Origin of the sequence: Methylomonas aurea (assembly GCF_024505045.1) — a bacterium.
Taxonomy (GTDB): domain Bacteria; phylum Pseudomonadota; class Gammaproteobacteria; order Methylococcales; family Methylomonadaceae; genus Methylomonas; species Methylomonas aurea.
On record NZ_JANIBM010000001.1, the window covers coordinates 232648 to 256618 of the forward strand.

At 52.4% G+C, this 23971-nt stretch carries 14 protein-coding genes; 6 read left to right on the top strand and 8 right to left on the bottom strand.

What is annotated here, in order from left to right; all coding sequences use genetic code 11:
• Positions 1 to 412 precede the first annotated feature (412 nt).
• The 6 genes from NP603_RS01100 to NP603_RS01125 form a co-directional block, all read right to left on the bottom strand.
• Positions 413 to 649, bottom strand: a complete 237-nt coding sequence (locus NP603_RS01100) for a toxin-antitoxin system HicB family antitoxin (RefSeq protein WP_256609070.1) — start codon at positions 647 to 649, stop codon at positions 413 to 415.
• Positions 649 to 1380, bottom strand: coding sequence for an SIMPL domain-containing protein (locus tag NP603_RS01105; RefSeq protein WP_256609071.1), 732 nt, complete (start codon positions 1378 to 1380; stop codon positions 649 to 651). Before NP603_RS01105 ends, NP603_RS01100 begins: the two co-directional genes overlap by 1 nt.
• A 39-nt stretch (positions 1381 to 1419) precedes the next feature.
• Positions 1420 to 6315 carry an MG2 domain-containing protein gene (locus tag NP603_RS01110; RefSeq protein ID WP_256609072.1) on the bottom strand — a complete coding sequence of 1632 codons (4896 nt, stop codon included), beginning with the start codon at positions 6313 to 6315 and terminating at the stop codon, positions 1420 to 1422.
• A 424-nt stretch (positions 6316 to 6739) separates the two neighbouring features.
• Positions 6740 to 8089 (bottom strand): DNA recombination protein RmuC, encoded by a 1350-nt coding sequence (locus NP603_RS01115; protein ID WP_256609073.1) that lies wholly within the window; start codon positions 8087 to 8089, stop codon positions 6740 to 6742.
• A gap of 30 nt (positions 8090 to 8119) precedes the next feature.
• Positions 8120 to 8464 carry a hypothetical protein gene (locus tag NP603_RS01120; RefSeq protein ID WP_256609074.1) on the bottom strand — a complete coding sequence of 115 codons (345 nt, stop codon included), beginning with the start codon at positions 8462 to 8464 and terminating at the stop codon, positions 8120 to 8122.
• Positions 8465 to 9267: 803 nt separating this feature from the next.
• Entirely contained in the window at positions 9268 to 10524 is a 1257-nt protein-coding gene (locus tag NP603_RS01125; RefSeq protein WP_256609075.1) for a pectin acetylesterase-family hydrolase, read from the bottom strand.
• A gap of 158 nt (positions 10525 to 10682) precedes the next feature.
• Between NP603_RS01125 and NP603_RS01130 the strand changes: the two genes are divergently transcribed.
• Together NP603_RS01130 and NP603_RS01135 are read left to right on the top strand one after the other, a co-directional pair.
• Positions 10683 to 10871 (top strand): hypothetical protein, encoded by a 189-nt coding sequence (locus NP603_RS01130; RefSeq protein WP_256609076.1) that lies wholly within the window; start codon positions 10683 to 10685, stop codon positions 10869 to 10871.
• A 35-nt stretch (positions 10872 to 10906) separates the two neighbouring features.
• Complete coding sequence (locus NP603_RS01135) at positions 10907 to 11611, top strand: phosphatase PAP2 family protein (protein WP_256609077.1); 705 nt, start codon at positions 10907 to 10909, stop codon at positions 11609 to 11611.
• A gap of 49 nt (positions 11612 to 11660) precedes the next feature.
• On the opposite strand, the gene NP603_RS01140 is transcribed toward NP603_RS01135, so the two are convergent.
• Together NP603_RS01140 and ppgK are read right to left on the bottom strand one after the other, a co-directional pair.
• Positions 11661 to 13040 carry an L-serine ammonia-lyase gene (locus NP603_RS01140; protein WP_256609078.1) on the bottom strand — a complete coding sequence of 460 codons (1380 nt, stop codon included), beginning with the start codon at positions 13038 to 13040 and terminating at the stop codon, positions 11661 to 11663.
• Positions 13041 to 13201: 161 nt separating this feature from the next.
• Positions 13202 to 13942 carry a polyphosphate--glucose phosphotransferase gene (gene ppgK, locus NP603_RS01145; protein ID WP_256609079.1) on the bottom strand — a complete coding sequence of 247 codons (741 nt, stop codon included), beginning with the start codon at positions 13940 to 13942 and terminating at the stop codon, positions 13202 to 13204.
• Positions 13943 to 14692: 750 nt separating this feature from the next.
• Here ppgK and dnaN point away from each other — a divergent pair.
• The 4 genes from dnaN (at position 14693) to NP603_RS01165 (ending at position 23687) form a co-directional block, all read left to right on the top strand.
• Positions 14693 to 15796, top strand: a complete 1104-nt coding sequence (dnaN, locus tag NP603_RS01150; RefSeq protein WP_256609080.1) for a DNA polymerase III subunit beta — start codon at positions 14693 to 14695, stop codon at positions 15794 to 15796.
• 13 nt (positions 15797 to 15809) lie between these two features.
• A complete protein-coding gene (gene recF / locus NP603_RS01155; protein ID WP_256609081.1) occupies positions 15810 to 16883 on the top strand; it encodes a DNA replication/repair protein RecF in 1074 nt (357 codons plus the stop codon).
• 114 nt (positions 16884 to 16997) lie between these two features.
• Positions 16998 to 19403 carry a DNA topoisomerase (ATP-hydrolyzing) subunit B gene (gyrB, locus tag NP603_RS01160; protein ID WP_256609082.1) on the top strand — a complete coding sequence of 802 codons (2406 nt, stop codon included), beginning with the start codon at positions 16998 to 17000 and terminating at the stop codon, positions 19401 to 19403.
• A gap of 138 nt (positions 19404 to 19541) precedes the next feature.
• A complete protein-coding gene (locus NP603_RS01165; protein WP_256609083.1) occupies positions 19542 to 23687 on the top strand; it encodes an NACHT domain-containing protein in 4146 nt (1381 codons plus the stop codon).
• Positions 23688 to 23971: the final 284 nt, after the last annotated feature.

Here is a 23971-nt window from a genome sequence, read left to right on the forward strand (position 1 = left end):
TCGTTATTGGCGGATCGCCCTGTGGCATCCGCCCTACTTAACACTCACCCTCCCCGCCAAACTATTCCCCTGCACCGCCTCGTTATACATATCAAACCCGTTAGCCGGGGGGATAGACGCACTGCCGGCTCTAGCGACGCGCCAAACTTGATACAAGGTCAATTCACCCCCGGCTTGAGCAAGAAAGGAAAGAAAGGGGTCAGGTCTAGAAATATGGCTAAACCTTTCAAGGATGCTTAATTGCTAGACCTGACCCTGTTTTGCTGCTCGCTTGGCTTTCGATGTATCCAGCGCTGCGGTAATGTCGATATCCTCATCAAATTGCTGTTCAAAATCTTTAGCTTTCAGGTGCGGGAGCGCCGAACGGAAATTAGTCGTATAGTTTCACTTCGCGGCCGGATCGGGTAAACAATCAAAATTCATCACCCGGCATAGGCTCCCGCCTAGGTACTTTTGCCAAAATTGCCTGAAGAGCCGATGCATCGGCCCGTTCGGCTCTAGCTTGCAGATATTCCTCGGTGGCGATCGCAGAAACCATTTCCGCTACGGCACTGGCAATGAGTTGATTAATCGATATACCTTCCTTGGTCGCCAGTTCTTTTAGATGACGCTGAATCGAATTGGGCAAAACCAAACTAAATTTTTTCATTATCTATTCGAAAGACGATATATCACGTTGACACTTTTGGATATTTTAATTCTCGAAGGAATATATGTAATCTTAGCTGTATCGCTTTCTTTATGCTGACTTTTTTTAAACATCGGCGGATTTGGATTAGAAATCCCAAAAAACTCGTTCAAGCTGTGGAAGCCATCTTCCGAAATTGCATATGGATATTCTAATGAAGCATTCATACCATTTGCCATATTTTCGGCTTTTCTTTTGGCGTCGGCGCAAGCCTCTTTAATTAATTCAGATTCTACTTGCTTGCGTTCAGCGATATCGAATTTAGTAGCGATATTGGACAAATTTGAAGTTTTCAAAAGCCAGTCCATAAAGGTAGTGTACTTATCAAGAGCGGGTAATATTATAGTGAATTTTTGGTTTACTTCGTACCCCAATATCTTAAGTTCTGTGTAATCCTTATCTTCTCGCACAACTGTTTTATCAATATCATAAGCCTCCAAATTATCTTTATCCAAACCTAAGGAAAAGTAAAAATTAATAATTTCCAAGCTTTGCTTTTTTACAATAGCAAGAGCTTTCTCCGATTTTTCATCAAAAACACTTACGCTAAAGGTTATAGTTGCGATGTCTGGAGGAGTTTCTTTTTCTGCAGTACCAGTCGAGAATAAAATCGGAAAATCAGGCCACTGTGTGGCGAATACCGCTGTTGCATTTAAAGTCAACAAAATGAGCGTCAGTAGCTGCTTTTTCATATTAGGTTCCCAGAATAAACGGATTGTCCGACAAATATATTATTTGACGCTAACATTGCCAGCCACCCCATTCCCCCTGACCGCCTCGTTATACATGTCAAACCCGCTGGCCGGCGGGATCGAGGCATTGCCTGGGCGGGTGGCTTTCCAGACTTGGTATAGCTTCAATTCGGCGCCGGCTTGCAGTTTGGCGACGCGGACGATGCGGTCCGGGTAGCGTTGGGTTTCCTTGATGCCGGCCCAGTAGCTGTCGTCGCCGGCTTGCAATTTGGCGTCGGCCAGGTAGGTCTGGTCGTTTTCCTGGCCCTCCGCCAGCGACGGGATGCCGTCCTCGATCACGACGAAGTCGCTGCCGGCCGGCAAGCGGTTGGGTTCGGCGCTGCGTTTGATTTTGACCTCGCTGACCACGACGTCGCCGATGTGCAGCGCCTGACTCAGATCGACCGGTTCGCTGCCGCCGGCGGTAATCCGGCGGAAATTGCGTTGGATGCTGAGGCCATTGTCGCGGGCGACGACGGCCGGGTACGGCAGTTCGACTTGCAAGGTGGCGGATGCGATATCGGTTTCGCTGAGATCGGCGATATGCAGATCGGCCAATTCGCCGACCGCCGGCAATTTGTCGAACCGGCCCAGATAGCCGCCCGGAATGGGTTGCAAGCTGCCCAACGCGGCGGATGCATTGGCGACTTTCAAGGTCCGGGCTTTTTGGCTTTGCGCGGCGGCGGCTTCCTTGCTCAATAACTCGCGGGTGTTGAAGATGACTTGGGCGGTATCGTAAGTCGAAGTCCAGTAGCCGTGTTGCTGGCTCTGCAACAACAGCCGCTTCAGTCTGTTTTCCAATGCCGGCGGCAAGTCGCCCGCGGCCTGCAATGCGCCTAGCCCGGCGGATATTATGCTGGGCAAGCCGAAGCGGAAGCCGAGCCGGTCGTAGGATGCGCCGGGTTGGCTCTGATAAGCGGCCGGATCGATCGCCTCCAGCGCCTGCTGCAGGCGTTTGCCCAAGCGCTTGGCCAGATCGGGCTGGCTTTTCATTTGTTGGTTGAAGGCATGCCAGCTTTGGTTTTTGTAGGCCGCCAAAATGCGCAGCGCCGCAGTCAAGTCTTCGGCACCGGCTTGCGGGTCAGCGCCGACTTTTTCTACGAACTCGGCTTGCCGCTCCCAAGGCGCCTGGTAGATGTAACCGACCGCCGAATAAGCGGCCAGCGTAAAGCCGTCCAACACTTGCTCGGTATTGGCTTGTTGAGCCAACCACTCCGCGCCTTTGTTGTAGGCCGAGGTGGTGCCTTCCAGTTTCAGTTCCTCGGCATATTTCAAAGCCTGCATCGCGATCATCGTCACCGGCACGCTGGGGTCCGGATCGTTGGCCCACAACGCAAAACCGCCGTCGGCTTTCTGATTTTGGATCAATTTACGGATACCCAACGCCGCATTCTGCTTGGCGCGCTGCAAGGGTTTTTCCAGCGGTCCCAGTTGCTCGGGCTTGAGGCCGGCGCGTTCGATCAAATCCAGCAACACCAGATTCGGCACCGTGCTATGCGCCAGTTGTTCGGTGCAGCCGTAAGGGTATTGCACCAGCATCGCCGCCGCCTGCAAGGCCGCGCCAAGCAGGCCGGAGTTGACCCGTACCGTCAGTTGCGCGGCTTGGGCCTGCTCCGGAATATCGAAATGCAAATGACCGTCGCGGCGTTCGGCGGCATAGACTTGCGCCATCGCCGCCGGCTGAATCGGCAAATCGAATTCCTCGGCACCGCCGACCTTGACCGTGTTCGGCGCGGTCAACGCCGCTTTTAAGCTGGCATTGCCGGCTTGCGGGCCGGCGGTCAGACGCAGCGGCCATAGTTGCTCGGCTTTGGCGGCCAAGTCGGCGCTCGGCGTTAGGTTGATATCCTGGCCTTGCAGATTGTCGCTCAAACTCAGATTGCCGGAGACTTTGACCGGATCGGGCCAATGGCTGGTCAATTTGACCGCCAATTCCACCTCGTCGCCGCTACGTAAAAATTGCGGGCCGACCATATCGACGGCGATGTCGGTTTTGGTGCGGAACTGGCCGGTGGTTTCGCCGAGGCGGCCGTCCTTATCGCTGGCCACGGCGGTGACCAGCCATTCGGTGACGTTGGCCGGCATATCGACGTCGATCGTCGCTGCGCCGTTGGCGTCGGTGACCACGTGCGGGAACCAGCCGGCGGTATCGCGCATGGCTTTTTTCGCCAGCTTGCTTTGGCTTTTCAAGGCACTCAGCGCAAAGTTGGGTTTGCGCAGCAAGTCGGCGTAGCCGTAGCCTTGCAAGTCGTCGGAATAGTAGGTCGACAGATTGCTGCGTTGCAGCGGATAGAAAAAGTCGAAAATGCCGGGGCGGAATTCGGCTTGCACCGCGTAAACGGCGCGATCGACGATAGCTACCGCCAGCTCGGTATTCGCCGCCGGGCTGCCGTCGGCGCGTTTGACCTGCAATTTGATTTGGGTCGGCTTCAACGGTTCGGCTTCGGCTTGAGCCGGCTCGATGGCGATTTGCAGCCGCTTATCCCAGGGCACGATGCGGAAGCCCAGCGTCTGCTCTTTGTACTTGCCGCCGGCTACCGGCACCGTGACGGTGTGGTAAAAGCCGGTGCCGTATTCGGGTTTGGCAGTCACTTCGAACCAGCGGCTGCGGCCTTGGGCCTGGGCGCTACGGCTATCGAACAATTTGGCGCCGGCCACGGTTTCCCAGATCGCCCCGGCTTCATTATTGCCCCAGGCTTTGGGTAGCAAGGCAAATATCTTGGCTTGCTCGCCGGGACTGAGGATTGTGGTTGGTGTGTACAGCTCCAATTCCGGATTGTCGGCCACCGCCTCGCCGCCGTTACCGGCGACGATCAACGTGGCCGGTTGCGAAGTAGAACTGTGGCTCATGCTGCGGCCGTCCAGCGTTTCCAAACGCGCCACGGCAGTCAAGCGGCCGAACTCTTTCAACGCCGGTATGTTGAGTTTTTGCTGGCCGTTGGCGTCGGTGGCAATATCCAGTTTCACCAAACTGCGCTTGCCGCTGCCGGGTTGCTCCAGCATCACGTCGACCACGCCGCCGGCCTTGGCTGCCGGTTTGCCGTCGGCGTAACTGGATTGCAGCAAAATCTGCAAATCCTGGTCGCCGACCGCCGCAACGGTTTTGTTAAAACGTAGCGCCGGCTGGGCTTCGGCCAGCGTGGCGTAAATGCTGTCGGTCAAAATCGCGCTGCCGCCGGCGGCATCCTGCGCCCGGACCATCAGCGTGTAGATCCATTCCTGTTCCGGTTTCGCCGGCTTGGCGTCGGTTTGGGCTTCGGCGGGCACGGTAAATTCGAAACTGCCGTCGCCGTTGTCGGCCAATTTGGCGGCGGTTTCCCACGGATTGCTGGCTTCGGCGGCCTGGCGGGCCTCGATCGAACTGAACAGGCGTTGCGGTTGGGTCAACGGTGCGGCGGATTTGACTTGGCCAAAATAATCGTTGCCGGCCGACAAGCCGGCGCCGGCCTCGTTCACAAATTGCGGCGCCTCGAATTTTTTGCGGTACAAAAATACTTCGAATTTGACGTTCTGCGGGATGCCGCCGCTGTAACGCTTGGCGCGGAATTTCAGATTGAACGGTTGCCCGGCCTGCACGCTTGGGCTGCGTTCCAGCCATTCCAGGTAAAAGGTCGGTTTGATGTAATCGCGCACCCGAAATTCGCCGCCGTACGCTTTATGGTCGATCTCGGCCAGCAAGCGGTATAAGCCGGGCGTCTGGCCGGGATCGAGATCGAAGCTGCCGGAAAACGAAGCGAAATCGGTCAATTGGCTATGGCCTTGCAAGCCGGTGGCGTTGCCGTCGGCGCGGATTAAAGACACGTCGGTTTGCCTGGATTGAAAGGCGGGAATCCGCAATTGGCCGTCCTGCAAATTGCGGACGATGCCTTTGTAGAAAAAGGTTTCGCCAGGCTTGAAGATCGGCCGGTCGGTCATCACGAATACCGCATCGTCCTTGGCCTGAGTCGGCAGAAAATCGGTCGCGGTCAACGCAGTGCGCGCTGCTGCGTTAGCGTTGGCGGCCGGCGCGTCGACCCGCACCAGCAGTTTGCCGTCCAGCACCCCGTCGGGATTGTTGAAGCGCAGTTCGCCGGCGGCATCGGTCGCGCCCGGCAAGTTCTGCCAGCGGCCGCGGCCGTCGCGGACGCTGACTTTGGCATTGGCTAGCGGTTGCAAATCGCGGTTCATCGCCCGCACCAACAATTGCTCGCTGGATTGCTTGACCTGCACCGCCAGGCTGCTGACTTGAATCAGGCACTGCGCCTCGGTCTTGCCCTGCACCGCCTGCAACAGATAGAGGCCGTCCGGCAACGGCTCGAGTGCGATCTGCCGAACTTTGTAGCGGTGCTCGCTCCAGGTGTCCTCGTTAAACCACCAACCCAGATCGTGGGTTTGCTGGCCGTTGCGCAACAGATCCAGATAGGTTTCCTTCACCACTTGAAAGCCCTTGGGCGGGGCGACCAGGATTTGCTGCGGCACGGCCGCCAACGGCTTGTCGGTCACGGTCAGTACCGAACCGCTGAACGGCGTGTCTTTCAATGACTTGCGAAATTCCACATCCAGCATGCCGCGTAGCAATTTCAGCGGCGATTCGGCGTTGTTCAAGCCTTTTGCAAAATAATGGCCGGGATTGAGCTCGCTGACCGGCTGTTCGTAACTGCGGCTGACGTTGAATTGGCCGTCGAGAAAATTTTCCAGGTTGTCGGCTTTCAATACCCGGATCAACATCGGCTGGTCGGTGACGGTGTAATCCAGGCGGATGCTGGGCGATTCGCTGTTACTGAAACTGCGTTCGGCGGTCAGGTAGAACGGGCTGCCGGCGACGGCGGCAAACGGTGCGAGCATTAGCGCAAGCCCAATTGCCACGGCAAAACCCGCTAGCCGGTCGCGCAAAACCGTATTCAGAATTCGGTACATATCAAAGCCCCCCGGCCGACAGTTATCGATGGCCGACCATACGAAGCACCGGCTTTTCCGCAGTAGCATAGCCGCTAATCGGAGAAATGAAACGCTTGAGAATCGGCCGTGAGGTTTTGGGCTTGAAGCGCCGCACCGCTCGCGAGACGCAAAGGTTATTTTTTTCGGCTCCCGCAGGTTGTACGCGCGTTGTTGCGCGGTTCGCGCACCAAAGCCAACTATCGGTCCGGTTTGCCAGATGATCCGGGCGCGGGCGATTTAGGAGCCGCACTTTTCCAGTTCGGCGATGGATTTCGGGTTCGAGAGTCGCTGCCCGCGCTATTTCGCCCGAGTAAATTGAAGTCGACAGGCGAGATTCGGTGCTGACGAAGGCGCGTTCGGCCACTGGTTTTATTGCGGAAATCGCATGTGAGGTAATCCTGATTCATTCGCCGTCACCCGCGTCCATTTGCTCGGTCAGGCTCTTGGGCAGTTTCTTTTTGACTTTCACGCCCAGGTCTTCGAGCGCGCCGGCTTGGCGCAACAGATTGCCCTGGCCGCTGCTGAGTTTGTTGACGATGCTGTCGTAGGTTTTTTGCACGGTGCTGAGTTGGTTGCCGAGTTTTTCGATGTCCTCGACGAAGCCGCGGATTTTGTCGTACAGCGCGCCGGCCTTGTCGGCGATCAGCCGGGCGTTTTCGTTTTGCTGTTCGTAGCGCCAGATGTTTTGGATCGTGCGCAGGGTTGCCAGCAGCGTGGTTGGCGTAACGACGACGATTTTGTGTTCGAAGGCGTCGTTGAACAATTTTTCGTCGCCCTGAAACGCGGCCATGAAAGCGGCTTCGATCGGCATGAACAGCAGCACGAAATCCAGCGAACGCAAGCCCTTCAAGCTGGAATAGTCTTTGCCGCTAAGGCTCTTGATATGAGTGCGCACCGCTTCGACATGTTGTTTCAGGGCTTCGCTACGTTCGGCGTCGCCTTCGCTGGAGCAGTAGCGCTCGTAGGCGTTCAACGATACTTTGGAATCGATCACCACGTCCTTGTTGTCCGGCAGGCGGACGATCACGTCAGGTTTGAACAGCCGGTTGTCCTGGTCGCGGAACGCGCTCTGAGTTTCGTATTCGATGCCCTTGCGCAGGCCGGATTGCTCCAGCACTTTTTCCAGAATCATCTCGCCCCAATTGCCTTGGGCCTTGTGGTCGCCTTTCAAGGCGCGGGTCAGATTCAACGCTTCCTGGTTCATTTTCTGGGTGTCGCGGCGCAACGAAACGATTTCCTCGCGCAGGCTGATACGGTCTTTGGTTTCGTTGTCGTAAACGCTTTCCACCCGCTGCTTGAACTCGCCGAGCTGCTGCTTCAGCGGTGCTACCAGAGTTTCGATGCTGGTCTTGTTATGCTCGACGAACTGCTTGCCGCGTTCCTCGAAGATTCGATGCGCCAGATTTTCGAACTGGGCTTTCAGTTGATGTTCCGCATCCTGCAGCAAGCGGATTTTCTCTTCGTTGTGTTTGTGTTGTTCCTGCTGGCGGGTATTGAGTTCGGCGTTTTCGGTTTTCAAAGCCAGCAGTTGTTGCTGCAGCTCTTGCAAATCCGATTCGCGTTGAGCCAACAAGGCCAAGCGTTCCTCGGCCACCGCCAGTTTGACTACCTGTTGCTGTATCTGCTGTTGCTGCTGCTCGATTTGGCTAAACAAATTCCGCTGCCGTTTGCTTGCTCGCCACGCGCACACCGCGTAACCCGACAACGCCGCCAGCAGCGACACGGACAACAGCAACCCATTCCCTGTTTCCATCAACGAGAGTCTCTCAAGCAAATTTGCAATTTATTTCGGTTTGATCGACAAATCGCCAATGGTGAAACCGATATCGAATCCTTGACCTTTGCCGATCAACACCAACGATATCTCGCCGCGGGTCAACACCTGGCGGTCGATCGAGTCGTTAAGGCCAAAGTGGCTACCCAACGAAATGTAGTTGCCGTATATTTCGCTGAGGTATTTGACGTCGGTGAAATAGCCTTCGCCTTCGATTTTGGAATAGCCGATGGTAAAACCGATGCTTTTCGACGATAGGGAAACCTGTGCCTTTTCGCCGTTGCGGCAGCTTATTTCGCCGCTGCCGTCGTATTGCTTATACGCCAGTGAAAATCCCTCCAGCTTGTATTTCATGCTGCAAGTACCCAATTTTTTTGTCCTGAACTGCGCCTCCATATCCGCTTGGCTTGGCTGATCTGCCGCCGTCGTATCCGGCGATGGCTCGGTCGAGGGTTGCGCCGTTTGTGCTGGCGGTGCCTGGTCGAGCGGGTGGGTGATAAATTCGGCGTGGCCGAGTTCCGGAAACGCAACGGCTAGGCAAACCAAACCGAGAATTGCAGGCTTAGCGCCCGCTGATAACCCACCACCGACATTAACCCGGCCGCTAAATATCGCCCACCGGCCTGGCGAAGGGGGCATCGTATCCGGCTTAGACGGACGCTGTTCGAATGGAATACCTGTAGTAACGAGGGTCGGGTCGATAGTTCCACCGGGGAGGTTCGGCCTGAGTTTGCCCGAGCCCGGTGCGGCCAGTTCTGGATTTGCAGGGTTTAGGGTCGGATTAACTGTTTGGTAACCGCAGATTGGCGCTAGCCCGGTACGACGCTTGATTTTAAGCGAAGCGAAAAAGCGGCTTACGCCCTGATTTTGCAGTATGTCCATCGTTACGCTCTGATCGGATTGGAAAGATAAATACCGGCAGCTGTCGCTAAACTGCGAACGCAACTGAAGTCACATGTTCAGTTGGTTCCTAATTTTCCAGATTACTTTACTCGAAAGAACGTAAAAAAGTTACACCGGGCGAGAATCCGCTATGCCTCCATGCCCGAGACCCCGCATGCGGTAATCGGGGTATAAGCGGCGATCGACTGCTCGATTGCAGTCGATCGCCAATGCAGGTTGAGGCCGAATCGGCTAGAAAATTGATCGGGCGGCCATTAAGGGGTGCCGAAGCTTCTGGCCAAACAAGCCAATACACCTGCCTGAGTCAAATTCTGCTCGCCGCAATCCACACCGGGCGTGCAACTCAGATTTTGCCAATCGGCAGTATCGTTGGTGACTATCGCCTTGGCCCAATCCACGAAGCGAATGCCGTTCAGGGCCGATGTATAAAACTCGTCGAACCGGAATATCGTATGGTTGCAACCCGGATCGATGTAAGCCCGGTAGTTTTTCGGCAAGGCAGCTTTTAAACCGCCGGCAATTGTGTTCATTCTAAAACTCCAGCTCCCGAAACCGGAGACTTGGTCGGCGGGGATGCCGTCGTTTTGCTCCATGATGTTCAAGAACAATTTTTGAACTACATCATAAGCCGTGGTGTATTGAGCAAATCGTTCCTTGGGATATTGCGCTGCCAGGGTTCTGTAGGCTCTCGGCAGGAAATCGGCGGCCGGAGCGGCCGGCAAGGTTTTGAATATCGGATGCAGGTTGGTATTGATGTTCCAACCCGAGCCGGGGCCGAATACGCCGAAAGCCAAAAAGCCGTCGGTAATCACTCCCATGCCGCCATCGCTCAGCAACGAAACTTTGGCGTCCTTGCCCAACATTTTTTGGACCCAGGGATAGTTCAACGCGGCGCCGTAGGAGCCGGCACTGGAACCGGCGACCAAAATCTTATTGATGTCTACGCCGCCGGCGTTCAACGGACTGAATTTGTTTTTCCGCTCGCGTTTGAAGTAATCCACCACGTAAAGAAAGTTGTCGAAGCCGCGGTGTTTAATGGCTACGGTATCGGTCGGATCGGGATTAAACGGATTTTGGTAAACCGTATCCTTGGAACCTAGGAATACGTCGCCGGTGCAATAGGATACGAAAACCATGGTCCAATTTTTGTACGGATTATCCGGATCTTCGGCGTCCAGCAAACCGGCCATTTGATTCGGATCATTCGCAACATCGGCCGACGGCACATAGCTGGCCTGTTGGCCCGGCACGATTTTGCATGTCTGATAATTCCAGCAAGCGCCGCCGCCATTTAAGTACAGCAAAACTTTGTCGGCCTTACCCGGCTTTACGTAAAAGGAATAGGGCTGGCCGAATGCGCAACTTGGCGCCACCAGTTTCTGCGTATCGCCGACTTTTACCGGATATTGGCCCGGAGTCACCTCGACTTTTTGCCAGACATCGGCAGCCTGCGCGCCAGCGGCAAAGCCCAACGCAACGGCAAGTGCCGCATTTAATAGAAATGGCTTCATGGTTTCTTCCTTTGTCGTTATGGATTTGAACGGAAATTCGCCTTTCAGCGGATTTGGCTGCAGGCTAAGTGTAGTTCGCTCTGCCGTAAATTAAGGATTGGGACCGAAACCAAGCGATTTTCGCTGCCGGCATCGCTCAGGTTTAATCGAAAGGCGCTGTGACTATTTCGCTCAGCCTGCCGCCGCAACGACGCTCGCCAATAAATGTGCAATATTGGTGCAAATCAGCCGCCGGAATTGGTTCAAGTAAACCTATTCGGCTGCAACAAAACCAGACAGGTCAACTGGAGGCCTTGATTTTTCAAAGCCTTGCCGACGAAATCAATTTTGGCGCATTTCTGGCTTAGTCGCAGTGGATTTGTCCCGATTACTTGGATGCCCAATGGAAATATCGAAACGCCGTCACTGCGAATTAACCGTTCTGGCCGCACTTGCCATGACCACGACTTTGCTATTTTGGCTTACCAATCTGGACCGTTGGGCGGCCGGCTTATTTTTCTATCCGGGCAATGCCGGCGGCGTCTGGCCCAAACAGGACTGGTGGCTGTGGCGAGTGCTTTACGATTACGCGTTTCCATTTACGGTCACGGCCGGCGCGTTTGCCCTGCTGGCTTACCTATTGAGCCATCTGCACGACGACTTCCGCAGTTTTCGTCGCCAGGCCATGTACATCTTGCTGGTCATCGCGATAGGTCCCGGACTGGTCGTCAATCTGATCGTCAAAGACCATTGGGGTCGGCCGCGGCCGATACATACCAAGGAATTCGGCGGAGAGTACGATTACGTGCCGCCGGCAAAATTGGGCCATAGCCCGGATAAGTCGTTCGTGTGCGGGCATTGCTCGGTCGGATACGCATTTTTTGCCCTGTATTTTTTGGCGCAAAACTACAAAACGCTGTATTTGGTTCTCACGTTGGGCCTGGCGTGGACCATGGGTTTTACCCGGATGACCGCCGGAGGCCATTACGCCTCCGACATTCTTTGGTCGGGGTATCTGGTATTTTTGGTGGCTTATGCTTTGTATTACGGTTGGTATCTGCGCGACGAACCGGTAACGGTACTCGAACAGAACACCGCCACCGGATAAACTATCTGGTCAAGCGGACATCGCATCCAGCGGTAATCGCACCGCCGGCTCAACATTCGATCAGGTTAACCGCCAAACCGCCGCGCGAAGTTTCCTTATATTTGGTTTTCATATCGGCGCCGGTTTCGCGCATGGTCTTGATAACCTTGTCCAGCGAAACGAAGTGTTTGCCGTCGCCGCGCAGCGCAATCCGCGCCGCGTTGATGGCTTTGACCGAACCCATCGCGTTGCGCTCGATACAAGGCACTTGCACCAAACCGCCGACCGGATCGCAAGTCAAACCCAGATTATGTTCCATGCCGATCTCGGCCGCATTTTCGACTTGCTCCGGAGTCCCGCCCAATACCTCGGCCAAGGCGCCGGCCGCCATCGAACAGGCCACGCCGATTTCTCCCTGGCATCCCACTTCCGCGCCGGACAGCGAAGCGTTTTCTTTGTATAAAATCGCGATAGCCGCCGCAGTCAGTAAAAAGCGGATCACGCCGTCTTCGTTGGCACCGTCGCAATATTTCCAGTAGTAATGCAGTACGGCCGGAATAATGCCGGCCGCACCGTTGGTCGGCGCGGTTACTACGCGGCCGCCGGCGGCGTTTTCTTCGCTGACCGCCAGCGCAAACAAATTCACCCATTCCATCGTGCCGACCGGCATGCTCGGAGTTTGCCGCGGAATTTCGCCGGTCAGTTGCCGATAGAGGTTGGCGGCGCGACGCCTGACTTTCATGCCGCCGGGTAGAATACCTTCTTCACGTAAGCCGCGTTCGACACAAGCTTGCATCACCTGCCAGATCTCCAGCAACCGCTCGCGGATCTGAGATTCGTTGAGCCAGGCTTTCTCGTTGCTCATCATCAAATCGCTGATCGACTTGCGGTGAGTCGCGCACAGTTTCAGCAAGCCATCGCCGGTGTTGAACGGATAAGGCAAACAGGTGTCGTCGTTGCTCAGGCGGTCTATCGCCGCTTCCGGCCCGGTCACGACGAAGCCGCCGCCGACCGAATAATAATCGGCCTGCACCAATTCGGCGCCGGATGCATCGAACACGATCAGCCGCATGCCGTTGGAATGGTAGGGCAACACTTTACGTTGAAACAGCAAGTCGGACTTTTCGTTGAACGCCACCGGATAGCAGCCCAGCAGCCGTACCGAACCGGTTTCTCGAATCTGCGCCAACCGCTGCGGTATCGAATCCGGATCGACCGCGTCCGGCGCTTCGCCTTCCAAACCCAACATCACCGCCTTGTCGGTACCGTGGCCTTTACCGGTAGCGCCCAGAGATCCGTAAAGTTCGACCTGAATCCGGCGGACTTCGGAGATTAGGCCTTGCTGTTCCAATTTCCGGGCAAAGGCCATTGCGGCCCGCATCGGCCCTACCGTATGCGAGCTGGAAGGGCCAATACCGATTTTAAATATATCGAAAACGCTAATTGCCATGGTTAACGCCTGGGTTGAATAGTGCGGAATTTTGGGAAAACTGCTGCTAAGACAATCCGACAGTAAAAAGCTTCCCCAACCGGCGTAAAACCAAGCAATCATCGTACCGCGCAAAGCGGACGAGAAATCGTAACGCCAAAGCCGGCAAGGTTTATCCTGGATTAAAGTTTCGACTTGGCAAACAGTGCGGCACCGACGATGCCGGCCTGGTTTAAAAATGCGGCCGGTTTTACCGGCGTGTTTAACGCGAGTTGGTCCTGGAATTTGTCGAATTTTTTGCTGGCACCGCCGCCGAGGATGATCAAGTCGGGCCAGAACAATCTTTCCATCGTCGTTAAATAAGTATTGAAGCGCTTACCCCAGGTCTTCCAGCCCAAATCCTCGATCTTGCGCGCCGCATCGGATGCATAACGTTCGGCTTTGATGCCGTTCTCCAAAAAGATATGGCCCAACTCGGTATTGGGCAATAACTTACCGTCGGTGAACAACGCGGTCCCCAGACCGGTACCCACCGTAACCAGCAACACCACGCCGGATTGATCCAAGCCGTGGCCGAAACGCATTTCGGCAATGCCGGCTGCATCGGCGTCGTTGACGTTGAAACAGGCACAGGTTGTCGCTTCCGAAAACAATTTATCGATATCGGTTTGGATAAACGCCTTGGAAATGTTGGAGGCCGTCAAGGCGACGCCGTGTTGCACCGCGGCCGGAAACCCGCAGCCTACCGGCCCGTTCCAGTGAAAATGCACCACCAATTGTGCCAACACCGCTGCTACCGCTTCCGGAGTTGCCGGTTGCGGTGTGTCGATGCGATGCCGTTCCGACACCAATTCTCCGGATTCGGTATCGACTATCGCACCTTTGATCCCGGATCCGCCAATATCCACGCCAAGTACCAGCATAAGTTCTCCTTGAAAAAATGAGCCGCTACCATTTTAGGCCAATCGGCCGGCTTACAACGGGTTTATCGGCTCGAGATCCAAATCCGGCTTATCGGACTTACAAACAGTGTTGATAAGCTTGTCGGCAAAATTCGTTATATCTTGTGGATAACATCCGGATAAAACCCGCCTGAGGCGTTATCCACAATATTGCAACAGGCATCTATGCGAAGGATGTACAGAGTTATTGTTAATACATCGCTATGAAAATTATTATAAAAAACGATTTATCCACAAATGTTTGGCGCATAGTAGTAATAACAAAAATAAAAGATTTAATAAGCTATTTATGATTGGTTGCTAGGATCGGCGGGGCAAGCCGACCTCGAAGCGGCGGAAATTTGCAATCGCGCATCAAAGCCGGCAAGAACGCGCTACAAATCGAACCAGTCGTGGGCCAATCCAAGCAAACAACAAATTCTCTGGTGAGCCAGGCAATCGGCAAACCACTTTTCCGATGAGAGACCTGCCTGTTTCCTCCATAATAGGGAGAGAGAACTTGTTGAAAAGAATGTTGGATAATGTCGGCAAAAGATGTGGACAACTTGTAGCCTTGTTTGCCATTGCCGGTTTTCCACAAATCCTCAACAAGCACGGCGATGGTTAGCGTACAGAATCGATATGCAGAAAAGCTATTGATTTTTAAATGGAAATACTATTTTTCCACAGGTTTTGCTTCGATAGTAATAACAATAGAGAAAAGATATTGATATGAAATTTATTATTGGCAGAGATCAAATTCTCGCTCCATTGCAACAAATCGTCAGCGTTATCGAGAAACGGCAAACCATGCCCATCCTTTCCAACGTGTTATTGCAAGCCAGCGACGACCAATTGGTAATGACCGGTACCGACACTGAAATCCAGATTGTCTCGAAGATAAATATCGAATCAATATTAAAGTCGGGGGAGATCACAGTCCCGGCGCGGAAGTTTCTGGATATTTGCCGCTTGCTGCCGCCTGCGGCCGAAGTCAGTTTCGAGTTGCAGGACGATAAGGTGAAATTGGTATCGGGGCGCAGCCGATTTTCGTTGAGTACCTTGCCGGCCGAACATTACCCGGAATTCAACGAATCCAACTACGAATACGATTTCGTATTGAATGCCGGCAAATTAAAGAAGGCGCTGGAAAAAACCGTGTTTTGCATGGCCAACCAGGATGTGCGTTACTATCTAAACGGCTTGTTGCTGCATGTCAGCAATTCCAGGCTGAAATTGGTAGCTTCCGACGGCCACCGCTTGTCGATTTACGAGGACGATATCGGTCAAGCTACCGGCTGCGAATCCCGCATTATTTTGCCGAGAAAAGCGGTTCAGGAATTGAGCCGCCTGTTGGACGACCCGGAAGCCGAGCTGAATATCCAGTTCTCCAATAATCACATCAAACTCTATTACAAGGATGTGGTGTTCTCGTCCAAATTGATAGACGCCAAATTTCCGGATTTCAGCAAGGTATTCAACCAGAGTTTCATGTCGCCGTTGCTTATACAAAAGCAATTGTTGCGAGAGGCTTTGACCCGGGTGGCGATTTTGTCCAATGAAAAGTACAAAGGCGTTACCTTCGATATCGCCGGCGACTCGCTGAAGCTGAGTACCCACAATCCGGAGCATGACGAAGCCGAGGAAGAATTGGTTATCGATTACCAGGGAGAGCCGTTGACGATTTCGTTCAATTCGCAATACATGCTGGATGCGGTGACCAATCTGGATTCGGAAATGGCAGTCTTGACCATTGCCAGCAATGCCAGTAGTTGTTTTGTTGAAGAGCCCGAACAAGCCCTGTTCAAATTCATCGTAATGCCGATGCGGATGTAAACCGCTTCTCGGGATGACTTTGTTAAAGTTGGATGTTCTGGCGGTGCGGAACATCCAGTCCGCTAGCATTTCGCCGTCGCCGTCCATCAACTTCATTACCGGGGCCAATGCCAGCGGTAAAAGTTCGTTGTTGGAGGCCATCTTCATCTTGGGTCGAGCCCGATCGTTTCGGACCACCCATATCAAGCAGGCCATCGCCTTCGATCAATCGCAATTGACCGTCGCGGCGCAAAACCGTCAGCAAAACGGATCGGTCAGCCAACTCGGTATCCAAATCGATAACAAACAATGCGAGATCCGCATCGACCAGGAAAACCGCCAGAAGGCAGATTTGGCTTACGCACTGCCGGTGCAGTTGATCCATCCGAAAAGCTACCGTTTACTCGATTCCGGGCCGCAAATCAGAAGAGAATTTCTGGATTGGGGGATTTTCAATCAAAACAAGAATTTTCTGTCTTGCTGGCGCAATTACAGTAAAGCCTTGCAGCAGCGCAATGCGTTACTGAAGAGTCGGCAAGTTCGGCAAATTTCGGCTTGGGATCGGGAACTGGCGGAATACGGCCAGATGATCAAGGATTTCCGCCTGACCTATTTGAATGCTTTGCAGCCAGTGTTTCTGGAAATGGCCGGGTATTTTTTAGGCAGCGACGACGTGGCATTACGCGTCCTGTCCGGCTGGGACGACAAACTGAATTTGGAGCAGGCGTTAAAAGTCGATTTGGACAAGGACGTGCGCTATGGCTTTACCCATAGCGGTCCGCATCGAGCCGATTTCCAAACCTACTTGAACAAACGGTTAGCCAAGGACTACTTATCCCGCGGCCAGCAAAAGCTGTTGGTATTAGCTTTGCTGTTAGCGCAAGTCACGTTGTTGAATCAGGATAGCCCCAATACCTGCTGTATCCTGATCGACGACCTCACGGCGGAATTGGATGCAGATAACAGGGCAAAATTGCTAAAATACTTGGTCGGACTTGAATGCCAAATATTTATCAGTAGCACTGGAATAGCCGACTTCGGCGATTTGAGTAACATCGATAACTACAAATGGTTTCACGTGGAACGCGGCAACATTACCGAGCATTGATGTTTCACGTGGAACGAACAATAAAAACTATAATCCTCCATCACCAACGCATGATCTGTTGAATGCACTAGCAAACGACAAACCACCTTGCGGTACAACACACTGGATACCCTCATGAGTGAACAATACGACAGTTCGAATATCACAGTACTGAAAGGTCTGGACGCGGTCAGAAAACGTCCGGGCATGTATATCGGTGATACCGATGACGGTTCGGGTTTACATCACATGGTATTCGAGGTCGTCGATAACTCGATAGACGAGGCATTGGCCGGATATTGTAAAGGGGTCGATGTCGTGATCCACGAAAACGGTTCGGTATCGGTGTCCGACGACGGCCGCGGTATCCCGGTCGACATACACAAGGAAGAGGGCCGCTCCGCTGCTGAAGTGATCATGACCGTACTACATGCCGGCGGAAAATTCGACGACAACGCCTACAAAGTCTCCGGCGGTTTGCACGGCGTCGGCGTATCGGTGGTAAATGCCTTGTCCGAAGAGCTGACCCTGAAAATCCGCAAGAACGGCAAGCTACACATGCAAAAATATCTACTGGGCGAACCGGTTGCACCGCTGGCGGTGGTGGGCGATGCCGAAGGCAGCGGCACCTACATCAACTTCAAGCCCAGCCCGACCATTTTTACCAACATCGAATTCCATTACGACATTCTCGCCAAACGCCTGCGCGAACTGTCTTTCCTCAACTCCGGTGTCAGAATTTCGCTGCGCGACGAACGTAGCGGCAAGGAAGACGTGTTCGAATTCGAAGGCGGCATCAGCGCTTTCGTGCAACATCTGAACAAAAACAAGACTCCGCTATTCGAGAAAGTGTTTCACTTTCAAGCAGAGAAAGAAGGCGTCACCGTCGAAGTCGCTATGCAGTGGAACGATTCCTACCAGGAAAACGTATTCTGCTACACCAACAACATCCCGCAACGCGACGGCGGTACCCACTTGGCCGGCTTCCGCGCTGCGTTGACGCGCACCATCAACCAATACATCGAAACCAACGGTCTGGCAAAGAAGGAAAAAGTCGCCACCACCGGCGACGACGCCCGCGAGGGTTTGACCGCTGTTTTGTCGGTCAAAGTACCTGACCCGAAATTCTCGTCGCAAACCAAAGACAAACTGGTGTCGTCGGAAGTCAAGCCGCTGGTGGAATCGACGATGAACGAAAAACTCCAGGAATTCCTGCTCGAACAACCGCAAGTCGCCAAAGCCATCGCCGGCAAGATCATCGATGCTGCTAGAGCCCGCGAAGCAGCCCGCAAAGCCCGCGAAATGACCCGCCGCAAAACTACGCTCGACATTGCCGGTCTGCCCGGCAAACTGGCCGATTGCCAGGAAAAAGATCCAGCCTTGTCCGAACTGTTCATCGTGGAAGGGGACTCGGCGGGCGGCTCCGCCAAACAGGGCCGCGACCGCCGCACCCAGGCCATCCTGCCCTTGAAAGGTAAAATCCTGAATGTCGAAAAAGCCCGCTTCGACAAAATGATCTCGTCGGAAGAAGTCGGCACCCTGATCACTGCGCTGGGCTGCGGCATCGGCAAGGACGAATACAACGTCGACAAACTACGCTACCACCGCATCATCATCATGACTGATGCCGACGTCGACGGCTCGCACATCCGCACCTTGCTGCTGACCTTCTTCTACCGGCAATTGCCGGAATTGGTCGAACGCGGCCATATTTACATTGCTCAGCCGCCGCTCTACAAAGTCAAAAAAGGCAAGCAGGAACATTACGTCAAAGACGACAACGCTTTGAACCAATACCTGATCCAAATGGCGCTGGATAAAGCCCAGTTGCAAACCGACCCCGACACACCGATTATTCAGGGGCCAGGCCTGGAAAAACTCGCTACCGAGTTTGCCGACGTCATGAACGCGATCCAGCGCCTGTCCAGACGTTACGACGACTTGTATCTGGAACAAATGACCTACATGCCGGTATTGAACGCCGAGATCAGAGCCAACCCGCAAATGTTGTCGGCCTGGTTCGCGCAACTGGAACGCAACCTGAACGCCGGCGACCACAAAGCCGTATTCACTAGCGAGCTCAGTTACCGCGACGGCGATGACTTTGACGTCACCGTCAACAAACGCCTGCACGGCATCACCAAAACCTTTGTCCTGCACGCGCCGTTCTTTTCCGGCCACGATTACCAAAAAATCGCCGCCTACGTCGAACACACTACCAATATGTTCGGCGAACATTCGGTCATGCGCATGGGCGAACGCGAGCAACACGTCGCCAATTTCAAACAAGCCTTCGAATGGATGATGCGGGAAGTAAAAAAAGGCCAACACATCCAGCGCTACAAAGGCTTGGGCGAAATGAACCCGGAACAACTTTGGGAAACCACGCTGGACAGCAACAGCCGCCGCTTGCTGCAAGTCACAATCCAGGACGCCATCGCCGCCGACGAAATCTTCACGACACTGATGGGCGACATCGTCGAACCGCGCCGGGATTTCATCGTCAAGAACGCTTTGGATGTGGCAAATTTGGATGTTTAACCATGTGTCGAGTGACACAAAAAATGAAATAATCCGACAGTTCTTCTTTATTTTTCAAACTAAGAACATCGCATCACAAAAAGCAGGTACTCATTTTTGATGTACCTGCTTATCTCGATTTAATTTGGATTGGTGGAATTGCCTAATACAAGCAGCTGTTTCCCATGGCCTCGATACTGGTTCCCAGAGGGAAACAGCAACATCGTATTTGTTCAAAGCGGTTACTTAGCTTTACCGCCTCGGGAACACAGCCATTATTATCAAGCTCTCCCGAAACAACTAGCCGAGTTAACTCAGATTCCGGTATTGATTCTGTTAGGCGGACCTGGCTATGGAAAAAGCCACGCTTTAGCAGATGAACGGAAACGGCTCGAAAAGGAACACCTTGAAGATTTAGTTATCTTTGAAGACCTAAGAACTTTTGTCCCTGGCTCTGAACAGCGGTTGCTTGATTCGGATGTATTTAAGCTTGTTGAACAAGGACGGCGTCTATGGATACTCCTCGATAGCTTTGACGAATGCACGCTCCCCGCTCCAGGGGAGTGGCTAATCAGCAATTTTATTAACAAGATCAAATATCCCGAGCGGGTTTTCGTACGCATCACTTGCAGACCATCCCACTGGCCGGAAAGATTAGAAAAAGCCTTTTCGGAGCGTTGGGGTTCAGTTGCTGAGTCGCCCGTCGCGTCATGGCGTTTATGCCCATTACGTCAAGCCGATATACGCACAGCTGCAAACCTCAGCCAAATTGATGCCGAAGGATTTTTAAACACCGTAGCTGAACGTAATGTGAAGCAATTGGCAGCCCTGCCGGTTACGTTGCAATTCATGCTCGGGCTTTTTAAAGAAAATCGGTTACCGAAATTGCGAACCGAGATTTTCGAGCAAGGGTTGGAACTACTCTGCGAGGATAGTCCGGAGCGGCAAATAAATGGTGTCAAAAGCCAAATTCCGGCTAGCGAAAGATTTCGAATCGCTACTAAGATTGCGCTGGGTTATATCTTGCAGGGTTGTAATAGTGTTTGGCTCGGGTCGCGTGTTCAATGCCCAATCGGTATGTTCGATGCCAAGCAAGTAGCTTGCAAAGAGGTGGGCCAGGAAATAAGTGATGAAGCCGTCAAAGAGACCCTCGAATTGACCGGAATCTTCGCTAGGATTGACGGTAAGCATTTTCAATTTGCCAGCCGCACCTTTGCCGAATTTTTAGCCGCTTGGTACATCGCAAAAAGCCCGGTGCCTACCTCGCAAAAGTTAAAAGTGCTTTTGCATCCTGATAGCCAACGACTGATCCCGGATTTGCATGAAACAGCAGCGTGGTTGGCCGCTCTTGATGCCGATTTTCGAATCTGGTTGGTCAACCATGAACCGGAAGCCGCATTGGAAGCCGATTTCGCAACATTGCAGCAGGTCGATTTACCGTTGCTAGTCGATGGGCTGTTACGTTTGGCGGTAGAGGAACAGCGCCCTGCTTACAGTAAGCAAAGGCTTGCCAAGCTGAACTATTTTGGTCTCGAATCTAAGTTATCCGGTGTGATAGGAAACAGTTCTATTCCATTCGCCGGCCGGTCACTGGCAATCAGGATTGCTAATGCCTGCGAGTTAAAAGCACTAGGCGCTGAATTGGCGAAAATAGCGTTGGACGATTTGGAAGAAGTTGAACTTCGCGAGTTGGCTATAGCTTGTATGGCGCATATGAGCAATGAAGCGAAAAAACTCCTGATTCCCTTAGCTCAATCGGCTAATAACTTATCGTTAAAGGGCCTCTGGTTGGCTTTACTTGGCCCTAGCTTAATGGGCGCCGAAGCTTTTTTTCGGCAAATATCCCCTTCTTTCCTTGAAACAGCATGTCTTGAGCTTCGCTACCATGTCTATGAGGATGCATTCCTAGATCAGTTAGATGCCAAGGGTTTGCTAGCTGGTTTAAAGTGGATTGTCCAACATGTGCCAATTAGTCATGACCAGTTCACTTCGAACAAATTGAAAAGTCGGCTCTTGGCCAAAGCTTTTGATCATTTAAATGAAGAAGGTATGGTTGAGGCGCTAGTCTGCGCGATCAAAACGTTGCGCTATCATCACGATTCTTTATTCGACGGACTGGAAAGAAATCATCCCCAGAATTTTTTCGACAGTCTCGTGAATCGACGCCTTGTTCTCGTTGAATTAATAAAGCAAGTGGATGCTAGCGAAGTTTGGAAATTTGCCAGTTTGAATTGCTTCCGGGAAGAAGATTGCTCGTGGCTGTTTGATCAGTTGGATAGAACTTCCTTGGAAACCGAACGGCATGTCATTGCCGAGATCGTTGGCTATTTAATCAGATGTTACGAAGCTCGTTTCGCGATAGAACAAGTATTGCTCAGAGCGGGTATGGAGGTCGCCAATCCTGATCCGATATTGGCTGAGCGGTTAGCTTGGTTAATTTCTCCGATGGATTTAACCAGCGAAGACACTATTCGGTTCAAAACTCAGTATCTGGAAAATAAAGCGTTGATGGCTCGTCTTGACGAACCGAGGCAGGCACCGTCACTTCTAAATCCACCCGAGTTTTATATTGAAACTAATCTGGTTGCTTGTGAAAGCGGAGATTTCAAACGTTGGGTAAGCTTGATTGCATCCTTGGCACTGAATGAAGACGGTTCTCAGGTGTTTGAACATGACCCCGATTCATTGCCTGGTTGGCAGATAGCCAATAGTGAACTTCGAAGCCGAATCGCCGAAGTGGCAATAGATTACTTGGAACGTTCCAAGCCGCCAGAGGATGAAATTCTGCTTCAAAATTCTCGTACATGGGCACAAGCAGCTGGCGGTTTGGCTATTGCGATTGTTGCCGACACCGAAAATTTGCAGCGTTTGTCCAATGAAAATTTGAGTCGTTGGTGTTTGGTAGTTGTTACTCATTTCTTCGGTGCAGAAACCCAAAAGCGAATTTTTAGAAAACTAAGATCAATAGTTCCGGAAGCGTTTGATATTGCAGTATTGAAACGGGCTGATCATGAAGTAAAACAGGGAAGCCTCCATGTTATTGATTCGTGTGAGGAAGTTTGGCATCCAAGTTTTTTACAACAGTTAGCTAGCACTCGATTAACTCATTCCGATTGGCCGTTTTACTGTCAATTACGACTGGCCGAATTATTAATCCGCAATAAAGTTGAAGGCGTCATAGAACGGCTTATTGATTGGCTGACAACTGAGCCGGATTTGAGTAATCGTTCTAAGGTGGCTAATACATTATTTCTGAATGCACTCACACAAACTTGGCCGACTCTTCAAAAACTATTAACGAATGAGGCTGATCTGGCCCAAGAAGTCATACTGGGGGTTGCCGATAATGTTTGGCGTACAACGTCGGTTTATTCAAAGCTGGATGTTGACCAATTAGGATGGCTGTACGAGAGAATTCGTCAGTTATTTCCGCCATCGGAAGACCCTCCTACGCCAAATGGCGTATTCAAGCCTTATCCTAGGCTGGAGGTTGTCCAATTTCGAGATAGCATTATCGGATGGTTGGTAGGATTGGCAACGCCGGCCGCAATCAATCAATTGGATCGAATTTGCAAAGCCTATCCCGACAGTTCTTGGCTAGTCAGGGCAAAAGCCGACGCCTGTAAAAATCTCTGGAGGCAAGAACGGACGACGCTGTCATTTGCTCAGTCCATTCGGCTGTTATCAGACGCCAATGCTTCGGTAGTTCGGAATAGCTTTGAATTGATGAATGTGGTTGAAGAAGCCTTACAACGTTTTGCGCATGAAGCCCAACACGGCTCGCCGCCGTTAGTGACTTTTCTATGGGATGAAAAGCATGGTAAACAAAGTAAGCCTATTTCCGAGCAACGGCTTTCCGACTTTCTAAAATTTTATTTGGAAAGGGAATGGAGGGGTGGTCGAATCATTATCAATAGGGAAGTGGAAATTAAAAATTGGCGGGATTTCGGTATTGGAGAAAGGACCGACTTATTTATTCAAGCGATTTCACCGGATCGCAATTTCTATCAACCCCCTCCGTGTGTGGTAATCGAAGTGAAGCCTGATAATAAGGCAAAACCTGAGAAGGACATTCCAGACCAATTGGTAGGAAAATATCTCGATGGCGAATCCAGAACTTGTGGCATATATCTGGTGGGCTGGTTTGGTCAGTCCCGTTCGTCAATAAGCGAATTTAGTGAAAAAGCCAAACAGTGTGTCTTGAAAAATACCGACGAAAAAATGAATGTTAAGTCAATTGTGCTGAATCTTTGTCACCCGTTGGCTACAACAGATTACCCGCCTTGTTTGGCACCTATTACTTGATCGCCGAATAATGCTTGTGATTGAAAGGAGCGGATAGCTAACTTTGCGTTATCCGGAAAGTGCCAAACATCCTCATCAGGCTTACGTAGCGTCGGAACAAGACAAGGAAAAATGAACCGCGCGAATGATCTTCGTGAATTGGCTTGTCTGTGGATTACGCCGAGCGGGTCTTCCAACCCGCGGCAAAGCATAAATTGACTTTGGTACAGCAAGGCGACAACTGCTGGATAGAAACCGTCGAACAACTTGGGCGTAAACATAAGCAAAAGCGAACCAGCGTGGCC